Origin of the sequence: Marinibium conchae, assembly GCF_015595035.1 — a bacterium.
Classification (GTDB): domain Bacteria; phylum Pseudomonadota; class Gammaproteobacteria; order Enterobacterales; family Alteromonadaceae; genus Glaciecola.
On the sequence record NZ_JADNRN010000002.1, the window covers coordinates 536,674 to 558,483 of the forward strand.

Below are 21,810 nucleotides of genomic sequence, written 5' to 3' on the forward strand. Positions count from 1 at the left end.
TAACCCCGAGAGCGAATAGCTCTCGGGGTTTTTTGTTTGTATTCCTGCCTAACTTTTCTCTACCTAATCTCAGCATTTACCGAAAATCATAATATAAATTCATAAAGAAAAAGCGGTTGCATCGTCATCGACACTGTACTATTTTTGCGCAGTTGAGATTAACAAGTGATTAACAGAAGTGTCGCATTTTTGCAACAATTAATATCCCGCCAGCGTTGTTTGCTGACTTCATATATTTTTAAGTAAACACTCAAAACTTATCTGAACACACACTAATCCTTTAATATTAAAGTAGGAGACTGTGATGAAACACAACTTTCAGCACAAAATGAAAACGTTTACATGTAGCGTCAATAAAATAGTCTTAGGCCTTGGCTTAGCATCACTTTGCACAGTGTTGCAAGCCCAAGAAGTATACACAAACGGCTTCGAAGGCATTGAAACGGGGTTGGCAAACGACAGCGTCATCAAAGGCGATTGGTCATCTCGATATGCGAAAGGCCCTGACGAGGGTCGGGTAACGATTACTAACAGCGGGGTATCAGGGAAGGCGGCGAGAATACTTTATCCTGCCGGCGGAAATCAGTCCTCTCGAAGTGGAGCAACATGGGAAACTGACATTCAAGTATCTGCAGATGAACTGTATATGGCTTATTGGGTGAAGTTTGACGCCGATTTTCAATTTGTAAAAGGCGGGAAACTACCTGGTTTGGCTGGGTCAACCTCGTTTCCCTATGGTGATAATGACTTTACCACTCGCCTAATGTGGCGCGAAGAAGGAAAATTAGAATTCTATTTGCACGGTTTTAAGCTAAACAATGAAGAAGGCTCAGAACCCTACAGAGTTTTCTGGGATGACTTTGGTGAGCATGCTCGAGTAATACCAGGCCAATGGCATCATATCGAAATTAGACAACGTCTCAATACACCGGGTATGCGAAATGGTCGCCTTCAAGGCTGGTTAGATGGTGTCTTAATGATAGATGACAGCAGCAACTCTGGTGTGCGAGATGGTGGCCAATCGAGTACGAAAATCAACCAGCTCTATTTTTCGACCTTTTTTGGAGGCTCGAGCGCGCCCGCGTCTCAGTGGCAGCCCACACAGGATGTATACGCAACTTTTGACGACTTTATTGTGTCTACACAGCGTATTGGTATGGGAGGAAGTATTCCTGATCCTAGCCCAGACCCTGATCCGATCCCCGATCCAATCCCTGACCCAGATCCCATAGATGAAACTCCTGACGAGGGGGCTAATGGTACCTGTGTGCCTGTTGATGTTGTTAATTCGAAAATAGAAATCAATCTAGGCTCTGCTAACTGCATCGAGTTTTCTCGCGACTTATCAGAGCGACGTCTAGCGGTTTGGGATAGCGATCTTGCAAATGCTTGTGATTTTAGAGGTAGCCTAAGTGCGGCTAATGGCAGCGGTGCATTAGTTGTTCCTGACAACTATGAAGCGACACAAAGTGTATCGGGCCGCTTATTCAACGTAGTCAATGCAAGCGGAAATTCATGTCGATTGATGAAAATTAGAGCGTGGTAGTGAGTGTCACACAACACAAATATATGCGAACGCAGTGGGGAAAAGTTTCGCGAAAGACATTAGCTCCAAACTATAAATGGAAAATATTATGAAAAATTTATTTAAAAAAACTAGCACACTTGCAGGACTCATCCTTGCCAGTGCATTGACCATAACGCCAGCTGCTGCTGTCGATCCAATCACGGTGAATGGCTCGAAAGTACTGATTGGTGGAGAAGAGAAAGGACTGGCTGGAAATAGTTACTTCTGGACTAACAACACATGGGGTGGTGCGCCATTTTATAATCAAGATACGGTTCGTTGGTTAAAGCAGGATTGGAACTCGAGAATTGTTCGAGCTGCTATGGGCGTCGACGAAGGCAATGGTAATTATCTTGATTCCCGCACTGCCAATGTGAATAGAGTAAAAGCCCTAGTCGATGCTGCAATTGCAGAAGATCTTTACGTAATTATCGACTGGCACTCTCATCACGCCGAGGACTATGAAAGTGAAGCCATCGAATTCTTCGAAGAGATGGCGCAAACCTATGGTACATACGATAATGTGATTTATGAGATTTATAATGAGCCCCTGCAAGACACAGATTGGAGTTCAACGATAAAGCCTTACTCCGAGGCTGTGATTGCTAAAATTCGCGCTATTGACCCTGACAATCTCATTATTGTTGGTACACAAACTTGGAGCCAGGAAGTCGAAAAAGCAGCCGACGACCCTATTCTTGGTTACGACAACATTGCTTACACGCTGCATTTTTACGCAGGCACGCATACCCAATGGTTGCGTGACAGAGCTGAGCGTGCAATGAATAAGGGAATTGCCTTAGTGGTGACAGAGTGGGGTACAACTAACTACAGCGGTAACGGACCGATTTACTTAGAAGAAAGCCAGCGCTGGGTTGATTGGATGCAGGACAATAACATCACTCACTTGAATTGGTCGGTGAACGACAAGAATGAAAGTGCATCTATCGTTAAGAATGGCGCATCGACAACAGGAAATTGGTCAAATGCTGACTTAACTGACTCCGGCAGATGGGTTCGTAACATGATCCGTCAGTTTAACGGGCCTAATGACGGCGGCGGAAGTGCCGAGCCAAGTAACAATCCACCGACGGTGGATTTAGTGATACCAACTAGCAATCGCACTGTAGAAGAAGGCTATTCTTTAGTTGTCGAAGTAGATCCTAAAGATAGCGATGGCAGCATCGACTTTGTAAAGTTGTACATAAATGGTGCTTTTGTAAGGGTTGAAAATTATCGCCCTTACGAATGGGGACATGCTGGCTCACCTAACCCTTCTGAACTAAATAACCTGCCTGTAGGCAACCATACCATTCGAATTGAAGCGACTGATAACGATGGTAGCACAGGTAGCAATAGTTTTAATTTGACTGTTGTTGAAGCTGATAATGGATCTGGCGGCTCAACCGGCGGCGGCACTGGCGGAGATGGCAATAACGACTGTCAAACTTACAATGGTAAGGCAAGAGTTGAGCTAGATTTAACCAGCGCGAGCTGCGTGCGTTTCAGCGGAGGCCTCACGGGTAAAACGCTACAACTTTGGGACAGTGATACGAATAACTCATGTGATTTCAGAGGAAGCATCAGCTCAACAAATGGCAGCGGCAGTGCAAGTATAAGCTCTAACGATAAAAAAGTGACGGGCTTTACTGGTGATACCATACAATTTACCAGCAATAATAATTGCCGTTTTATAAAAGTACGTAGGTACTAAAAACTCTTGGTGGGCCCTCTCGTCAGCGGGTCCACTACTTCATGCTTACTTATCCGTTTATAACTGTTTATTGGTAAGGCCGCTATATAGTATAGCCAAAATAACACTTTTCGTAATTAAATCTCATAATTGATTAAAAATCATACAGGAGTATGGTTGTCAAACCTATTTTTATAAACGGTTTACAAATAATTTACATTTGGAGAGGATTATGTGGATAACTGGTAATGCCAAAAGGCGCCCTTTCAGTCAGAAAGTAATATTAGTCGTAGCGGGGCTTTTAGTATCAAGTTTATCTCAGGCAGCAACTTATGTGGTGGATACGGTAGCCGAATTAAGGCAGCGCTTAGAGAACGCACAGAATGGTGATGTGATAAAAATTGACGGTAATGGCGGTAATAGCGGTGTCTACACCTACACCGGCAGCACCTACAATTTATTTACCCTCGACGGATGGATAAACACCGCGCCAATGTTTTTGATCAACGATGTCAGCAATGTCACTATCGAGGCATTGAATCCTAGTGTAAAGCCCACTCTTAAAGGTAAAGGTTTAAATAATAATTACGTATTCTACGGCCAAGAAGTGAATGGAATAACGATTAGAAATATCAAGTTTACCAATAGCCGTAAGGGCGTCATCATCGACAGATCGAACAATATCCGTTTCGATAATAATGACATATTTGACATTGGTGAAGAGGCTTTCCATCTTCGCGACGGCAGTGATAACGCGGTGATTAGCAATAACAGGATATACAATACTGGCTTAATTCGTGCAAATCGCGGTGAAGCTATTTATATCTGCAATGACAGAAAGAAATGGAACATATTCTACCAACCCAGCCCTGTTGAGTCTGATTATCGTCAAAATTGCGATTTTGCTCACATTTTTGGCAATACTGTCGGGCCAAATGTAGGCAACAATGGCGTTGACGTAAAAGAGGGTACGGTGGGCGTTTATGTGGAAAATAATACCTTCAATTTAGCCTGGACCCGCTCTGAATTACTTTCTTCATCAAATCCTCCAGATGTAGTGGTGCATCTTAAAGGCACACAGGGTGTTGCTCATAACAATACCTTTAACTTTGCTAATGCACCGAGCTCGCTTACGCGCGCAGTATCAGTTGATGCTCAATTAGATGACGACCCGAGTTTAGCACTTATTCACGGTTACAATAATTGGGCTGTGAACAACACGGTATTGAATGCAAATGCTAATGTTTATGTGTTTAGAGCAAAAAGCGACGGTGGCGCAAAGTATGGTTGTAATACGGGCGCTCCGGATAGAGTCCCAAGTGCGAGGCCTGAGCGTGTTTATGAGGAACTAGCGGGAACTGCTTGTACTCCGCCGAATGCGCCGACTGCTGGTGGAGGTGACTCAGGTGGCTCTGGGTCGGATGGTTCTGGCGGTTCAGGCTCAGGTTCGGGGGGCAGCTCTGGAGGTGGTTCATCCGATCCAAGCGGTCCCAGCGGTTTTACTTACGCAGGCAATGAAAATACAACAATAAATGTATCCAATGCGGTCGATATTGCTTATGGGGCAGATGGTAGTTTTGTTATTCAAGAGAATATTACAAACAACATTTCATGTAGCAACGCAACTTTTGGCGACCCTATTCCTGGTACTTTTAAGGCGTGTTTTACGCGCCCAGCCAACGCGGATAGCGGCAATAACGATGGTGATTGCTTCCAATACAGCGGGCGACAGCTTACTGAAATTACGCTGAATTCAGCCAGTTGTGTTGTGGTGAGTGGTGGCCTTAGTAACAAAGAAATTGCTATCGCCGACAGTGACGCCAATACATCATGCAACATTCGGGGTAGTGCGAACTCAGCGGATGGCAATGGTACACGAGTCATTGATGGCAATTGGGAAAAAATTACTGGTGGTTGGAGCGGTACACGTATCAACTTTACTGTGAGTAATAATTGTCCTTATTTAAAACTACGCGTAAGAAATAGATAAACGCAATAATCTATAACCAAACAGAAAAGTAGGAACAGCACGACCCCTCTTTGAGTGCTGTTCCTGCAAACCAAAACTTTTGGCAGTGACCCAAATCGCGAGTACACTGTAAGAATATTCAAAGGAATAAAAACAAAAGAGTTTGGCATGATCACACCCCGCAAATTAAAAAAAGTCCTACAGTTCAGTGCACTTGTTGTTGTATCCAGTTTTGTCAGTACGGTCCATGCTTACGACCGAATTACAGGGGAGACTTTTGCTACTCGCTCAGAAGTTATCGCGCAAAACGGAATGGCTGCAACTAGCCAACCCTTAGCAACTCAAGTTGCCCTAGACGTACTAAAAAATGGCGGTAATGCCATTGATGCTGCGATTGCGGCTAATGCTATGTTGGGCTTAGTTGAGCCAACTGGCTGTGGTATTGGTGGCGATTTATTCGCGATTGTTTGGGATGCAGAATCGCAAAAATTATATGGCTTGAATGCGTCGGGTCGCTCTCCTAAAGGCCTTACTCGTGCTTATTTCAAAAAGGAGGGGCTCGATCGTATACCTGCTTTTGGTCCTCTTCCAGTATCAGTACCAGGGGCTGTAGATGGTTGGTTTGAGCTGAGTAAACGTTTTGGCACGAAACCAATGCAGGAACTACTTGCGCCGTCTATAAAGTATGCACGCGAGGGCTTTCCCGTATCAGAATTAATTGCTTATTACTTTGAAATGAACCAAAAGCGTATCGGGCACTATCCTGGCTTTACAGAAACCTTTACTGTTGACGGCAAAACACCTAAAAAAGGTCAAATATTTAAAAACCCTAATCTCGCTGCTACTTACGAAAAAATAGCGACAGGCGGCAGAGACGCTTTTTATAAGGGCGATATAGCCAGAACTATCAGCGGTTTCATGCAAAGCCAAGGTGGCTTACTTTCTTATCAAGATTTAGCAACTCATCGCTCGGAATGGATAGAGCCTGTTTCTAGCAATTATCGCGGTTACGACATATGGGAACTGCCACCAAATGGGCAGGGAATCGCTGCCCTCCAGATTTTAAATATACTTGAGTTGTACGACTTGGAGAGTATGGGTCGCGACAGTGCTGAGTTTGTACACACTTTTGTTGAGGCGAAAAAGCTCGCCTTTGCTGATAGGGCAAAATTCTACGCCGACCCAGATTTCAACGAAATACCAACGAGCTGGCTTATTTCTAAAGAATATGCGGCAGAGCGCCAAAGATTAATTAAGCCAAACCAAGCCGCTAAACGAGTGGATGCGGGTAAGAACGAAGGCGATACAATCTACCTTACTGTTGCCGATAAGCAGGGCAACATGGTGTCGTTAATCCAAAGTAATTATCGTGGCATGGGCTCCGGAATGATACCGACGGATCTCGGCTTCGTCCTACAAAACCGTGGGGAGATGTTTTCGCTTGATCCTAAGCATTTTAATTCTTTAGAGCCTGGAAAGCGTCCATTTCACACCATCATTCCTGCATTTGTGACCCGCAACAACAAACCGCTTATGAGCTTTGGAGTAATGGGTGGGGGAACACAACCGCAAATGCATGCACAAATCATTATTAATATGATTGATTTCGGTATGAACTTGCAGGAGGCAGGTGACGCGCCGCGCATTTTACATTCGGGATCAAGTCAACCTGAGGGCGATATCATGGAAGACGGCGGGTTCATTAGCCTTGAATCGGGCTTTTCTTATAAAACGCGACGAGAGCTAATGAAGAAGGGGCACGTGCTTAAAGATGTGTCGGGGGCTTTCGGTGGCTATCAAGCAATAATGTTAGATGATAAGAATAAAGTGTATTATGGCGCTTCCGAATCACGAAAAGACGGTCAAGCCGCAGGATACTGATCAATGAGTCAACCGCAAAAAGGTATTTGCGCAGAACCAAACCTTCATGCTCAATATTTGTTGTTCAATGTGGTTGACGACGACTTCCCCGCCATGCGCCAAAAACTGTCTCGCTTACTCGATATATTTGAGTATTTTGATGAAGAACACTACGAGGCTATGGTGTCGGGTGTGATTGGCGTAGGGGCTAACTTTTGGCCAGAGTTGTATCCAAATGCGATGCCGCAAGAATTATCAGCCTTTCCTGATATGCAGTGCGAGGACCGTTGTGCTCCGGTGTTGCCTTGTGACTTATTTATCCAAATACGCGCAGATAGGCTTGATATTTGTCATGCGATCGGCATCCAAGTGCTTGAACTACTTCGTGTTCATGTTGAGTTAGTTGAGCAAGTCAGTGCTTTTAGGTACCTTGACGGGCGTGATTTAACCGGCTTTATGGTAACTGAAGATAATCCACGAGGGATGAAGAAGTTCGACATATCCATCGTTGGAGATACTGATCCAGAGTTTCGCGGTGGTAGCTATATTCATATACAGCGTTTTAGGCACGATATGACTCGATGGAACGCACTATCTTTGCGCAGGCAGGAAGCAATAATGGGGAAAACCAAAGAGCATAGCTTACCTTTGGTCGATACCGGAAGGTCGTCACATACCTTTAGAACCAAGTTAACTGGCCCCACTGGTGATTATCCAAGCTTACTCAAGCAAAGCATGCCTTATGGCGACATGCTAGTACAGGGCTTGTTCTATGTAAGTTGTGCGAACAACAGTAAATCATTTCGTGAAATGCTATACAGTCGTATTTTTGGTGATGAGATGGGTCATTACGATCGTCTTTTGGATTATTCTAATGCTGAGACTGGCGCCGCTTTCTTCGCCCCATCGATCCAATTCATCAAAAAAAGCGCTACAGAATATGGTGATGAAATAGCATGAGCCAATGTGCAGTTAATGTTGAAAACCTAAGTTTTGCTTATACTCCCGGTAAAGCCGTCCTTAATATTAAAAGTTGGCGGCTAAAGACGGCTGAGAGCGTATTTTTGTTTGGGCCGTCGGGCTGTGGTAAAAGTACTTTTTTGAACCTCTTATCTGGTTTGCTCCCTGTTTCCTCTGGGCAAATACACATTAATGATACAAATTTAAGTGCGCTAGCCCCAAGTAAACGTGATGCTTTCCGAGCAAAGAGCATCGGAGTAGTACTTCAACAGTTTAATCTGGTGCCATATTTGAGTGTGCTAGATAATATTCGTTTAGCCTCTTATTTTTCTTCTGGGAGCAAAGATGGCAAGGTTGAACAACGAGCTGGCGAGCTTCTGCATGAATTGAACTTACCGAATGATGTGCTTTTTAGCCAAGCGAGCGAGTTAAGCGTTGGACAACAACAACGTGTTGCTATAGCTAGAGCCTTGATAAATCAACCCGCTGTGATTATTGCCGACGAACCAAGCTCTGCACTTGATGCGGATGCAACAGACGCCTTTATGCAGCTCCTTAAATCTGCGGTGAAAAAAACCTCAGCCAGTTTGATTTTTGTGAGTCATGATCAATCATTATCGAAACACTTCGACAGAGTCGAGTCTCTTATGGATATTAATCACCTAGGGCGTGAATCATGATCCTAAGTGTCGCGAAACGTAGTCTGCTAGACCGAAAGTACTCAGTATTACTGACTTTTATAGCTTTGTTTGTAAGTGTTTGCTTACTCATTTCTATAGAACATGTAAGGAAAGAAGCTAAGCAAAGCTTCTATCGCACGGTATCGGGTGTCGACCTGATTGTTGGTGCAAGAACGGGACAAATTAACTTACTACTAAGCTCGGTATTCCGTATTGGTGCCAACGCTAACGCACTTAGCTGGGAGAGTTATCAGCGAATTAGTCAACACCCTCTGGTAGAGTGGTCAATTCCGCTTTCCCTAGGTGACTCACACAAAGGCTACGCCGTTATTGGCACGACCAACGATTATTTTGAACATTATCGTTACGGCGACAAGCGGGAATTGAGCTTTGATGAAGGAAATCGTTTTGGATACGGTGCTACTAACATCTTTGACATGGTGATAGGGGCAGATATCGCCAAGCAGCTTAATTATAACTTAGGCGATCAGGTTGTTATTTCTCATGGCGTGGGAGAAGTTAGCTTCAGCCATCATGGCGAGCATCCGTTCACTATTGTGGGTATCCTGGCGGCAACAGGGACACCGGTTGATCAGGCCATTCACATTAAATTGAGTGCAGTCGAAGCTGTGCATTCGAAGCCAAGCCATACATCCGCTCTATCTAGGCCTTCGGCCACAAAGTCGAACGAAGAACACAAGGCCGAGCTACATGAACACGAGCATAAGCACGAGCACGAACAGCACGGGCCTGAGCACGAGAGGCATGAACATAAACAGCACGAGCATGAACACGCACAGCACGAATCCCATGCTCATGATGAACATGCGCATAGCGAGCCCGAGCCTAGTCAGATTTCAGCATTTATGTTGGGTTTGCAATCGCGTATCGCCGTTTTGCAACTGCAAAGGCAGATCAATCAAGACAAACAAGAAGCATTATCAGCGATTATTCCAGGCGTCGCGCTAGCAGAGCTATGGCGTTTAGTTGGTGCAGTTGAAAGCGTACTTAGGCTAATATCTTCTGCAGTATTAGTGGCAAGCTTGTTGGGCTTAACAACCATGCTGCTGTCGTCGTTACGAGAGAGAAAGCCTGAGTTGGCGGTGCTTCGTGTAATGGGCGCGAGACCGAGCTTTATATTTTGGTTAATCCAGTTGGAAGCGATGAGTATCGCCCTATGTGCCTCTGTTTCAGCGCTATTTTTTGTATTTATGGCAATATTTTTATCGAGTGATTGGATGCTCACAAATTACGGGATTAGCCTAGGGGCTAGCATTTTCACCGTACATACTTTGCTCGTGGTTGCGCTTGTTATGTGTGCTACCTTTATTATAGCGCTTGCGCCAAGCATTAGCGCTTATCGTCGCTCTCGCTTAGTATAAACTAACGCTATAGCTTATTGGCATAGGTTGTTGGTATAAGTCAACGCAATAGTGCTGGGAATGGCAACTTGATTAGTCGCAGCGAGAGTATCGAAGTCGTTACTAATGACTATTCGGCACCAATCTGAAGTGTACCATCCCAGTTTTCTGGCACACCGTGAAGAATCAGATGTTCAGTCCACTTAATATGATGTTTAAGGATTGGGTCAGTTGGAGATAATTTCTTTGCTTCTTTAAACACATCAAGCGCCTCTCTGAGTTTACCACTGATACGTAAATCTAAGCCCTGCTGAATAGCCGGAGCCCTTGCTATACGCTGGCTTTGCTCAGCATCGTCTAAGTGCTCCACTACCTCAACTAGCTTCAGCGGTTCACTGCGGCCTTTAACGCGCACCCAATCGATAACCCTAGATGCAAAAGCATTTTCGGTAGTCTGCACTAACTGGTCACTTACAATAATATCGATATCATAAATGGGCGCTAAGGACTCTAAACGTTGAGCAATGTTCACAGAATCGCCAATTACGGTGGTATCCATGCGATCATCGGAGCCAACAGTGCCGATAATGACGGGCCCAAAATGAATACCAATACCGATATTGACTGAGTTGTAACCACTGCGCTCCCGGTGTTGGTTGTATAAATACAGTGCGCGTCGCAGACCAATCGCGGCTCGTATAGAGTCGCAGGCCTTATCGCTGTCGTTACCTTCAGGGTTATCGAACAAAGCCATGATGGCATCACCGATGAATTTATCAATGAAGCCTTTGTTATCGTGAATAGGGGCGTTCATTCGTATGAAATAAGAATTCAAAAAATTCATTAATTCTTGAGGTTTCATGCGTTCTGATAAGCCGGTAAAACCGCGTATGTCACAAAATAGGATTGCTACGTTATCTTCATCAGCATGACCCAATTCAAGTGAAGCGCCTTGTTTGGCAATATGTTCTACAAATTGTCGTGGCACAAATTTTTGAAAGGTGTGATTGAGGTGCATCGCTTGATCAGCTTTTTGCTGGTACGACTGTTGTTCTGCTTCGGCATACTGGATCAGTTTATGTTTAATATGGCGTGCTTTGTAGGAGAACAGCGCCCACAAAAGCGTGCTAATTAAAGCATATACTGATAATCCAATAACCCAATACAACACCTAGAGAAGTCCTTTATTTCGCTGTGATTTGTTTAAATGCTTTGTCTGCCGCAGCGATAGTGGCTTCAATGACATCTTTTGTGTGCATTTTCGACACAAAACCAGCTTCGTATGAGGCTGGTGCTAAATAAACACCTTCCTCTAGCATAGCATGATAGAACTGATTGAATTGTGCAGTATTGCAATTAATCGCTTGTTGATAATTCGTGACCTTTTCGTCAGTGGTGAAGAAGATACCAAACATACTACCCGCAATGTTAATCGTCATAGGAATATTATTGGCGTGGGCAGCATCTCTTATACCCTCGGCAAGCATCCTTGTATTTTCAACTAGCGAATCATAAAAGCCAGGCGCTGCCAGTTGTCGCAGCGCACACAAACCTGCTGCCATAGCAATTGGATTACCAGAGAGGGTGCCTGCTTGATAAACCGGGCCAGTAGGGGCAATATGCGTAATGATGTCGCGTTTTCCACCAAATGCTCCAACAGGCATGCCACCACCGATGACTTTCCCCAAACAAGTGAGATCAGGTATCACGCCATAATGACCTTGTGCTCCGCCCAAGGAGACTCTAAAACCAGTCATTACTTCATCGAATATTAATACTGCGCCATAGCGATCGCAGATCGCTCTCAAGCCTTCTAAAAAGCCATCTACCGGGGGAATACAGTTCATGTTACCGGCAACAGGTTCAACGATGATACAAGCGATATCGTCACCGTGAGTATCAAAAGCCTCTTGCACCGATGCTAAGCTATTAAAATCAACTGTTAAGGTGTGCTTGGCGAAGTCTGCAGGCACTCCTGGTGAGCTTGGTACACCTAGTGTTAATGCTCCAGAACCCGCTTTTACTAAAAGCGAGTCGGCATGACCATGGTAGCAACCCTCAAATTTGAGAATTTTATTTTTGCTAGTGTAGCCCCTGGCCAATCGAATGGCACTCATGGTTGCTTCTGTACCTGAGTTAACCATGCGTACCATTTCCATCGAAGGCACGAGTTCACTTACAAGTTCGGCCATGGTAATTTCGGCTTCGGTTGGTGCACCATAACTAAGGCCAAATTCGGACGCGTCGATAACGGCTTGGCGGATCTCAGGGTTGTTATGACCCAAAACCATAGGCCCCCATGAATTGATATAATCAATATAGCGATTGCCATCAACATCCCACATGTACGGACCGTCAGCTTTAGTAATGAAGCGAGGCGTTCCTCCCACTGCTTTGAACGCACGAACAGGTGAGTTTACGCCACCAGGAATGGTTTTCTGCGCGCGCTCAAATAATTTTTCAGATTGTGTTGTCATTATATGTTTTGGCCTTTATTGCTGAACCAATGAACTGGTCGGTCGAAATCGGATACTTTGTTATCAACCCCTAGTGTCAGAGCAAACAATGCCATTCTGACCAATACACCATTATCGGTTTGGCGAAAAATGGCTAAATTAGGGTTTAGATTTAAATCGTTATCAAGCTCATTCGCCTCAACTCGAGAGTCACGTGGTAATGGATGCATGATGACGGTTTTAGATTGAAAGTGTTTAGTATAGATCTGCTGATTTAGCCTAAATTTACCACGATACTTATTCGCTTCTTCCTGTGATGGGAAGCGTTCTTCCTGTATGCGAGTTTGATAACAAATGTCGGCTTGCAAACTGCCTTCAAACTGATCAGTGATGTTCAACTGGTGACCAGCATCTGAAATCATGTCGCATATCTCACTCGGCATCGCTAATTCAGCAGGGGAGATAAGTGTAAAGTGAATGTTTTTATAAAGGCAAAGAAGTTTACTCAATGAATGAACCGTTCGCCCGTATTTAAGATCGCCAATCATGGCGATGTGCAATCCGTCGATACCTTCGCCATTCGACTTTCGTTCTTTTTCAATGGTATATAAATCGAGTAAGGCTTGTGTGGGGTGCTCATTCGCCCCGTCACCCCCATTGATTACCGGCACTCGACTACCTGTTGCAAACTCTGCTACCGATCCTGCTTGAGGGTGACGCATGGCAATTATATCTGAATAGCCACTGAGCACTCTTGCTGTGTCATAGAGTGATTCGCCTTTGGCAAGCGCTGAGTTACTCATGCCGGTAGTTTCACGCACTTCGCCGCCGAGTAAGTTGAAAGCTGTACCAAAACTAACGCGGGTACGGGTGCTAGGCTCAAAGAATAAGTTGCCAAGTATCGCGCCGTCGAGTACTTGGGTGCGCTTTTCACGGAGCGCATAAGGCAGCATGTTATCGGCTACAGAAAATACTCGTTCAATCTGGGGTCGATCGAATTGGGCGACACTTAATACATGATTGCCGGTAAATGCAGTCAAATCATTCATACCTTTTTATACTGATACTCAGGTTGTAATGGTAGTTTATCAAAAAACCAAGCTAACGAATGAAATTATTGAATTATAAGGTATAAAATTTTCCACTTTTTTGTTCAAAATCAATGACGCCAAGAGAGTGTGATTAGCGCGCTCATTTTTTGTGCATGTTAATCAGCATCATGGTCTTGTGTACAACGCGCTGAGTAAACTGCGCTAATTTTTCAGGTGAACTTTCGAAAGGTAAGCGCAGCATGCTCTGCATGTGATATTCACCTTTTAATAAATTGAAAAAATCAGTAGCGACCTCTTTTGCTTCTTCACTGTTTAATTGAGTTGAGGGATGACTAGCGAGAAGTTTACGAACCAGTCGGTTTCCGTGAGCTGGGCCTGCTTCGTAGAATAATTGGGCTACGCGCTTATTATTTTTCGACTCACCAATAACCACCGAGTACATTGCAATCACGCTTTTATCAGTGAGTAAGGCTACAAAATTTCTTGCGATGGAATTGAGTAAGTCTTCGATACCTTGCGTTTCTATGCATATTGCATCTTCTTCAATGCGGTATTCATTACATTTTTGTTCGATCACTGATGTATAGAGAATATCTTTGTTTTTAAAGTGAGAGTATACCGTTTGCTTCGAAACACCGCTGCTCTTAGCGACTGCATCCATTGAAGTTCGATCATAGCCAAGCCGCAGAAACAACTCGCTAGCGGTGCATAATATGCTCGACCTTTTCTCAGCACTTTTTGGGCGACCAGCGGACTTGGTGCCATTGCTGATCTCGCAATCCGTTCTACTCATATCATTTTCACTGCCTTTAGTTAGCCCTAAACTATTCCGTCTAATTTAGCATAAAAATAATAATCATACTAGACGGTCTAGTATTTATGCTTTAGGATGTGCCTTAATAAGCTTGGGTGAAATTTAAGCAATTTACATCATTAGCGTTCACCGAATAGATTGACAAGGAACTAACATGACTCTAAAGGCAAGACCAAGCAACAGCGAAGCAATGCATGGCGCTCAAAAAAAACTCATCGTACTTTGCTGCGTAAGTGTCGCTTTGCTCGTCGTACTACTGCTCTTTTCTGGAGAAAACACAGCTGAATCGTCGCATTCTGGAAAGTCTTTGGTGATACAAGACGCGAAAGTGTCGGTGAGTCCGATACAAATTCAATCCTCCTATACAAAGTCGCGCAAAGTGTATGGCCTAATTGAATCAGTTACGCAAGCCGACCTCGGCTTCGAATTATCCGGTGTAATCAACAAAATCATGGTAAAGGAAGGGGATGTGGTTACAACGGGACAAATTCTCGCGGAGCTTGATACGCTTCGTTTAAAAGCTCAAAAAGGAGAGGTTACTGCGGCTCTTAAAAGGGCGCGTGCAGATGCAACCCTAGCAAGCCTGTCTAATCAAAGGATCAGCGAGTTAGTTGAAGCCAAGCTTGAGTCTTCACAGCGCTTGGATGAAGCGAGAGCAAACCTAGATGCAGCAAACGCACTTGTGAATGAAGTGCTAGCAAGAGGTGAGCGCATAGATGTAGAAATTGAAAAGTCTGTTTTACGCGCGCCCTTCGATGGCCAAATAGTCACACAAATTCTTGACCCTGGTACGGTAGTAAATAGTGGTGATAGTGTCTTCAAGCTCCTTGCACAAGGAAAATTGGAGGCACGTATTGGACTGCCCTCGCAAACTCCATTGGTACTAGAAGTTGGTAAGCAGTATGATTTGCAATTTATGCAAAACGATATTTCCGCTACCTTGTCTTCGATTTCTCAGCAACGAAATCGTGCAACCCGAGCTATCGACGCTATTTTTACCTTAGACGAAGCAAGCACAGTCGATACTTACATTATGCCCGGTGACATTGTGTCATTAAGCGTCGAAGTGGATATTCCGACCAGCGGAGCATGGATCCCAACATCAGCGCTCGCAAATGGTGTTCGAGGTTTGTGGACTGTATTTGTTGTTAGCAATGTAAACGGAGAGCAGCAAATTCAAAGCCGAAGTGTACAAGTTGACTATGTGATTGGTCGTAAAGCCTTTGTTTCTGGTGCGATACAACAAGATGAATTACTTGTGATAGAGGGCATTCAAAGACTGACACCCAATCAGCGAGTTACGAACGTGGCGGTAGCAGACTAATGGTGGCCTCAAACACGCCTTGGTATACCGTCTTTTTCAGACGCGGTCATTTGCTGGTGTTAAGCATCATCATTATTTTGGTGGCTGGGCTCTCTGCTGTTCAAAACTTACCTCGCTTGGAAGACCCTCGCATTGATTTACGCAACGTGCTCATTCTTACCTCCTATCCTGGTGCGTCAGCTGAGCGAGTTGAAGCGCTTGTTTCCGACGTGTTAGAAGATGAGCTGAGAGAACTATTCGAAATAAAGGAAATTAAATCAACCTCTAAGTCAGGTTTCTCTTTTCTTCAAGTAGAAGTGCAAGATTGGGTGGATGCCAGTAATAATCAGCAGATATTTTCAAAAATTAGAGATGGGATCGATAACGCTTCTGCTCGATTTCCCGCGGGTGTTAACAAACCGATTCTAGAGGACAAGCGCGGTGCAACAGCCTTTACGCTACTATTAGCAATTGATGCTGAAATGCCGGACAACACGCCTCTGTCTGTGAGTGGGCGCCTAGCTAGCGAATTGGTTGACCGTATGAGAAATGTTGGCGGCACCGAGTTAGTGAGAATTTACGGGCAACCTCAAGAAGAGATTACGGTCACACTCGACCCGCAGGCACTGGCAGCGGCAGGTTTATCGATTGCTCAGGTGAGTGAACGCATTCGCTCTGCCGATCCAAAATTACCTGCTGGCGTGTTAAATACAGCTGAAAAGAACATCAGAATCCAAGTTGCAGAACCATTAGATAGTTTAGATATTATTTCAAATATTCCTTTGCAGGCGGCCGGAAGTGGTTATTTGCGCTTGGCTGATGTAGCTACAATAGAACAAAGTTGGCAAAAACCTGAGCAAAATATTGCTTTAGTTGACGGCCGAAGAACAATTTTTGTCGCTGCCCGAATGCAGACCACGGTGCGTGTTGACCAATGGACTGAGGCAATTAACAAGAAAGTCGCTGAATTCAATCAAGAGTTTGCTGGCACAGTGCAAGCGAATATGGTTTTCGAGCAAAATGTTTACACAGAAGCGCGTTTGAGTGAGCTTAGTACAAACCTGCTAATGGGTTCCTTGGTTGTAATGTTGGTCATTCTGTTTTTTATGGGAGCAAAAGCCAGCTGGATAGTTGGGCTAGCGTTGCCGCTTTGTGCTGCCTTTGCGATTTTTTCACTGAGCTTTTTCAATCAACAGATCCATCAAATGTCTATTTTTGGCATTATCATTGCCATCGGTTTGCTGATAGATAATGCTATTGTAATAACCGATGAAATCCGGCTGAACTTGCAAGATGCTGCCTTGTCTCGTCTCGACGCTCTAGACAAGAGCGTTCGTCACTTGTTCGCGCCTCTTTTAGCATCCACATTGACGACAGTTTTAGGCTTTATGCCGATTTTTCTTTTAAACGGTAATATTGGTGATTTCATCGGCCCAATTGCCATTAGCGTGGTGATGGCACTGTTGGGATCACTTGCTATTTCACTCACTGTTATCGCTGCCTTGGCGGCTAGGTATCTACCTAGGGATAGTAGTATTGAATACCCATGGTATCTGCGCGGCTGGCAAATGCCATTGGTATCAGCTCAATTTGCTAGATTGCTCGCGAAAACCATAAAGCGACCCGCAATCGTGTTACCTCTAATCATTATCTTTTGCTTGTCTGGTTTCGTGTTGTCGAAGCAACTTGCTAATGTGTTTTTTCCTCCCGCCGACCGAGACCAATTTGAAATATATGTTTGGCTGCCTAACGGTTCTTCTATCGACGAGAGCTACAAGCTCACGCGGCAAATCGATGACTTTATTCGTGCGAAGGATGAAGTAAAGCAGCTAACATGGTTGGTGGGTAGTTCGGCCCCGTCGGTATATTACAATCAAGTGATGACGCGCGATAATTCACCTGAATTTGCTAATGCAGTGGTTACCACATTCAGTGTTTCTGAGGCTGCTAAGTTAATTCCACAACTTCAGTTTGAGTTGCAGGAGCATTTTCCTCAAGCAAAAATAGTCGCGCGGGCATTTGGCCAAGGTCCGCCTATTGCTTCTCCTTTAGAGGTCGATATTTTTGGCCCCGATATCGATAAGCTAAACGCCTTGGGCGAAGAGGTTCGCTTAGCAATGACCAAAGTGCAGGGTGCGACTGCTTCGATTGCATCTATTACGACGGGCGAACCCGAGCTTCATTTTGATGTGAGCGAGAACGAGTCGTATATTTCTCAGTTGTCATTAACGAGCATTGCACAGCAGTTACAGGTCGCTTTATCGGGAACGACAGGAGGTTCGGTGCTGCAAGCCACAGAAGAGCTTCCAATACGCGTTCGGATTTCCGAGATGCAGCGAGGCAGCCCACAAGAGCTAGATGCTCTGCCGTTAATCAACCAATTATTATCACAAAATCAAGCAAGTGTTGGCCTAGCTGCATTAGGCGAAATTACAATGGTTCCCAGCATTAGTGGAATCACAAGGATCAATGGCGAGCGAGTCAATAAAGTACAGGCATGGTTATTGCCCGGTGTGCCAGCGGTTGATGCTAGTAATGAATTAAGGGCTCTGTTGGAAAGCTCACTTGCGCTACCCGACGGCTATCGTATCAAAATGGCTGGGGATGCCGACGAACAGCAGCAAGCACTTGGACAACTTGCGACCTATGCGCCTGTGTTGCTTGTGTTAATGGTCACCGCGCTCATCCTCACTTTTAACAGTGTTAGGTTTGCTGTTGTGATTGGTATTGTCGCTGTTTTATCAGTCGGCTTAGGTATGTTTAGTCTATGGTTATCTGGCCTGCCAGTCGGATTTAATCCTCTGTTAGGAAGTGCCGGTTTAATAGGCGTTGCCATTAATGGCTCTATCGTAGTTATCGCTGCGATTAACGCAAACCCTGAAGCGATGAAAGGCGATACAGAGGCAATAGTGGCAGAAACCATGAGTTGTAGTCGACACATTCTGTCAACTACCTTCACTACAGTCGGTGGGTTAATTCCGTTATTACTGTTTTCCGAGGGCTCATTTTGGCCTCCGCTTGCCGTCGTGCTCGCTGGTGGTGTAGGCTTCTCTGTGCTACTTTCTTTGTTTTTTACGCCAACGCTAATTTCCTTGTTGTGTCGAATGCGAACAGCTAGCAATCGGAATAAACCCCAGTTGCCCACAACAACTCACAGCTCAACTGATAAGCCCAAGGCAAGTCTTAATAAACAAAAGCGCACTAGAAAACTCAATAAAAAATAGTCGTCTAGGTAGGTTATTATCAATAAATCGCATAGATATTTTAAAAAAATCGCCAAATGGTGGCGCAGTGATTGTGCTTTTTGCCGCCGTTCACGTTTAATAGTGATATGGTGTTTAATCATGTTGGTGTTTTATTTTTATGTCTGGAACTAGCGAACATATTTTTATCAGAGCGGCGTCGACTCACAACGCCCTCACTTCTTTATTGATTGGCTCTGGGCTAATTCTTCTGGGGGCGCTTTTTATCGCCCTGTTACCTAAGCAAATGTTCTTACCGGGCATTTTTATCGTCAGCGGCGGTATTGTTGGATTGATTATTGGTTGGTTTAAAGTAAAGGAGCCGCCATATAGTCTTCAACTCACCCGAGAGCATGTGATTTATCATCATCGGCGCGGGAAGTGGCGTATTTCATGGGATAACATCCAACGTATAGACGTACCAAGAGTAAGCAAAGGCATAGAACAACATGAGCTTGAAATGATCGGTTTTCGCTTGCGGGATCCTGATGTGTTTCTCGATGAAATCTCACCGCGACTTATCACCTATCTCTTAATGGAGCAGCGTCCGTTAACTATGCAAAATAGAGACCCCGATTGTGCGAGCGGGAATTGCTATGGTGACGATATGATAGAGGACGAAAAGTTTGAGCGTCCGGGTGGCACCGTCATTAAAGGCATCAGTGCAATGTTTGCTAATCGCATGCGGAAATTGAACACGCAATTAGGTTTTGATGTGTTTATTTCCACTAATGAGATAGACAGAGATCCGCAGGCTTTCATTGCCTTGCTAAAAGAGTGCCAAGCATCAGCGACACTAGCAAAGAATGAATGAGAGCGACTTAGATAAAAGGCAAATCACCGAAGGCTCTGAGCACTTCTGTTAAGCGACTTGTACTTGATCGCGGCCATTTTCTTTAGCGACATATAAGCACCTATCAACCTTTGCCAAATTGCTGTCGAGAGCTTCATCCACATCAAATTCGATCACACCAGCCGACAAGGTTAAGGGGCGATTTATGTAGCGAATAATCAGGATGTCGTTCTTTATTTTTTCGCCAAGTTTTTCTAAGGCTTTCACCGCTTGGTCACGCGAGGTTTCGCTGAAGCAGAATAAAAATTCCTCACCGCCAACTCTGCCCAATAAATCAGTATTGCGAAAGTGAGCACGACATATTTCGCCAAAACGTTCAAGTACCGAATCACCAACATCATGGCCAAAGCCATCATTGATTTGTTTGAAATGGTCAAGGTCGACCGACGCAATACTTAAGGTTTGGTTATAGCGTTTAGCGAGTTCAGCAGCATGTCCAATTCTACTCATAATATAGCGCCGAGATGCAAGTTGGGTGAGCGCGTCAGTATTATTGAGTTGTTCTAGCATACGACTGTGTTTGCGAGTATTGAAATACAGTGCGAGTAACGAGAGAAATACCACAGACACGGCAAGTGAGGCATAGATGGTATTCTGCTTTTGCTGTTCTAATCGCATCTGCTGAACTTGCGTTCGTTGTTGTAGATAATCATTCTGACTTTGGCTTTTTTCGAGCTTATATAATGTGCTTAGTTCATGCAATTCACGTATGTTCTGCTCTCGGACAAAGTTTCGATAGTCTTTATAGAGAACTTTCATCGCATTCAGTGCACCAGTTGTATCCCCTCTGAGGCTAAGCAATTCCACTTTAGCGAAATCTAAGGCTAATTGGTGTGGTCTCATTGAGTCGCTCTGTATATACTCTTGCGCCTTTTGAAGATAGGCCTCAGCCATATCTGGATCTTGCTTTTGAAGGCCGACTCTTCCCAATGTAAAATTTACGTCCATCAGCATGTAGGGGTTCTCAGATTCTTCAAATAGCCGCTTCGCGATCTCTAATACCCGAATTGCATCATCGGGTTGATTTTTAATTAAGTAGTAGCCTGAAAGTTCTTTATTCGCATAAGCACTGTATTGCGTTAAACCGATTTTCTCAGCATTCGTGATCGCAGCTTTCAAGAGACTGAAGCCCTCATCGAGTCTATTGATGTTTTTAGCGGCTCTGCCCATGCCGTAAGTAGCTTTGGTAAATAAAACTTTATTCGGGCCACCTTTGGTCAATTCACGTAATAGTTTATATTCTGTGTAGGCTAGCTCATCTTGACCAGTATATTCATATACGTAAGCCATATAGTAGGTTACATCGATAGCGGAAAAAGCCAGTTGCTGCATTTCTGTCAAGTCGGAGGCTAATTGGAATAAATTCATCGCTTCGTCGTTTTTACCAAGGGTCAGATACTGAATGCCTCTCGTAAGGTAGGCAATAAGAAGTAAGTCATTCGATTGATTGTTTTCAGCCCATAGCATAGCGGCCTCAGCGAAATATACGCCCGCGCTAGTATTTCCTAACTGATCAAAAGCTTGAGCCTCATACAAGCGCAAATAATGATAAAGCCAAGGCTCAGAGTGCACATCGATTAACACCAAACCACTAATGCTATATTCTTGCGTTTTATTAAATAAATTAAGCTTCGCACTTGCTTCGGCTAGCAATAAATAATACTCCGCTTGTTCCACGCGAGTGACAAAGTTCTTTTCTGCGGCTAGGATATCTTCGTAGGCGTCTCGCGGTTGTGAGTGATAATTTACGCGAAGAACTTGGGCTTTATTGCTCCAAGTCGATTTATAGGAATGAGAACTTGGGTTTTTCAAAGCCTCAGTGTTTGGGGCTAGGGCTTGATTATCAGATTGTTCAGAACTTTGTGAGGGAAGGGAGATAGCAAAAGACGGGGAAAGTGAGTCAACTGAAAGCAAAATGATCACTAGGGTATAAACCTTAGTCATTAGCCGTGCATCTTCGTATAAGTTCCCATGCATCTTTCAGTTTCCTAGTCTTTGTA

General features: G+C 44.4%; 15 protein-coding genes. 10 read left to right on the top strand and 5 right to left on the bottom strand.

Annotated features, from left to right (window positions below):
* Positions 1-304 precede the first annotated feature (304 nt).
* The 7 genes from ISG33_RS10065 (at position 305) to ISG33_RS10095 (ending at position 10,111) form a co-directional block, all read left to right on the top strand.
* Positions 305-1,546: a polysaccharide lyase gene (locus ISG33_RS10065; protein WP_195733462.1), complete on the top strand. Its 1,242-nt coding sequence runs from the start codon at positions 305-307 to the stop codon at positions 1,544-1,546.
* An 88-nt stretch (positions 1,547-1,634) separates the two neighbouring features.
* Positions 1,635-3,281, top strand: a complete 1,647-nt coding sequence (locus tag ISG33_RS10070; RefSeq protein ID WP_195733463.1) for a cellulase family glycosylhydrolase — start codon at positions 1,635-1,637, stop codon at positions 3,279-3,281.
* Positions 3,282-3,492: 211 nt separating this feature from the next.
* Positions 3,493-5,250, top strand: a complete 1,758-nt coding sequence (locus tag ISG33_RS10075) for a right-handed parallel beta-helix repeat-containing protein (protein ID WP_195733464.1) — start codon at positions 3,493-3,495, stop codon at positions 5,248-5,250.
* A gap of 147 nt (positions 5,251-5,397) precedes the next feature.
* Positions 5,398-7,110, top strand: a complete 1,713-nt coding sequence (gene ggt, locus ISG33_RS10080; protein ID WP_195733465.1) for a gamma-glutamyltransferase — start codon at positions 5,398-5,400, stop codon at positions 7,108-7,110.
* A gap of 3 nt (positions 7,111-7,113) precedes the next feature.
* Positions 7,114-8,049 (top strand): Dyp-type peroxidase, encoded by a 936-nt coding sequence (locus tag ISG33_RS10085; RefSeq protein ID WP_195733466.1) that lies wholly within the window; start codon positions 7,114-7,116, stop codon positions 8,047-8,049.
* A complete protein-coding gene (locus ISG33_RS10090) occupies positions 8,046-8,729 on the top strand; it encodes an ABC transporter ATP-binding protein (RefSeq protein WP_195733467.1) in 684 nt (227 codons plus the stop codon). Before ISG33_RS10085 ends, ISG33_RS10090 begins: the two co-directional genes overlap by 4 nt.
* On the top strand, positions 8,726-10,111 hold the full coding sequence (locus ISG33_RS10095; protein ID WP_195733468.1) for an ABC transporter permease: 1,386 nt from the start codon (positions 8,726-8,728) through the stop codon (positions 10,109-10,111). Before ISG33_RS10090 ends, ISG33_RS10095 begins: the two co-directional genes overlap by 4 nt.
* Before the next feature lie 109 nt (positions 10,112-10,220).
* Here the strand turns inward: ISG33_RS10095 and ISG33_RS10100 are convergent, their stop codons facing one another.
* The 4 genes from ISG33_RS10100 to ISG33_RS10115 form a co-directional block, all read right to left on the bottom strand.
* Positions 10,221-11,261, bottom strand: a complete 1,041-nt coding sequence (locus tag ISG33_RS10100) for an adenylate/guanylate cyclase domain-containing protein (protein WP_195733469.1) — start codon at positions 11,259-11,261, stop codon at positions 10,221-10,223.
* Positions 11,262-11,274: 13 nt separating this feature from the next.
* Positions 11,275-12,567: a glutamate-1-semialdehyde 2,1-aminomutase gene (gene hemL / locus ISG33_RS10105; RefSeq protein WP_195733470.1), complete on the bottom strand. Its 1,293-nt coding sequence runs from the start codon at positions 12,565-12,567 to the stop codon at positions 11,275-11,277.
* Entirely contained in the window at positions 12,567-13,595 is a 1,029-nt protein-coding gene (locus ISG33_RS10110; RefSeq protein ID WP_195733471.1) for an aspartate carbamoyltransferase, read from the bottom strand. Before ISG33_RS10110 ends, hemL begins: the two co-directional genes overlap by 1 nt.
* 142 nt (positions 13,596-13,737) lie before the next feature.
* Positions 13,738-14,391, bottom strand: a complete 654-nt coding sequence (locus tag ISG33_RS10115; RefSeq protein ID WP_195733472.1) for a TetR/AcrR family transcriptional regulator — start codon at positions 14,389-14,391, stop codon at positions 13,738-13,740.
* A 175-nt stretch (positions 14,392-14,566) separates the two neighbouring features.
* Between ISG33_RS10115 and ISG33_RS10120 the strand changes: the two genes are divergently transcribed.
* The 3 genes from ISG33_RS10120 to ISG33_RS10130 all read left to right on the top strand — a co-directional run bounded on the left by ISG33_RS10120 (position 14,567) and on the right by ISG33_RS10130 (position 19,771).
* Entirely contained in the window at positions 14,567-15,736 is a 1,170-nt protein-coding gene (locus ISG33_RS10120) for an efflux RND transporter periplasmic adaptor subunit (RefSeq protein WP_229333528.1), read from the top strand.
* Positions 15,736-18,939, top strand: a complete 3,204-nt coding sequence (locus ISG33_RS10125) for an efflux RND transporter permease subunit (protein WP_195733473.1) — start codon at positions 15,736-15,738, stop codon at positions 18,937-18,939. Before ISG33_RS10120 ends, ISG33_RS10125 begins: the two co-directional genes overlap by 1 nt.
* A gap of 139 nt (positions 18,940-19,078) precedes the next feature.
* Positions 19,079-19,771: a DUF2982 domain-containing protein gene (locus ISG33_RS10130; protein ID WP_195733474.1), complete on the top strand. Its 693-nt coding sequence runs from the start codon at positions 19,079-19,081 to the stop codon at positions 19,769-19,771.
* Between the two features lie 48 nt (positions 19,772-19,819).
* Here the strand turns inward: ISG33_RS10130 and ISG33_RS10135 are convergent, their stop codons facing one another.
* Positions 19,820-21,787, bottom strand: coding sequence for a tetratricopeptide repeat-containing diguanylate cyclase (locus ISG33_RS10135; RefSeq protein ID WP_195733475.1), 1,968 nt, complete (start codon positions 21,785-21,787; stop codon positions 19,820-19,822).
* Between the last annotated feature and the right edge of the window lie 23 nt (positions 21,788-21,810).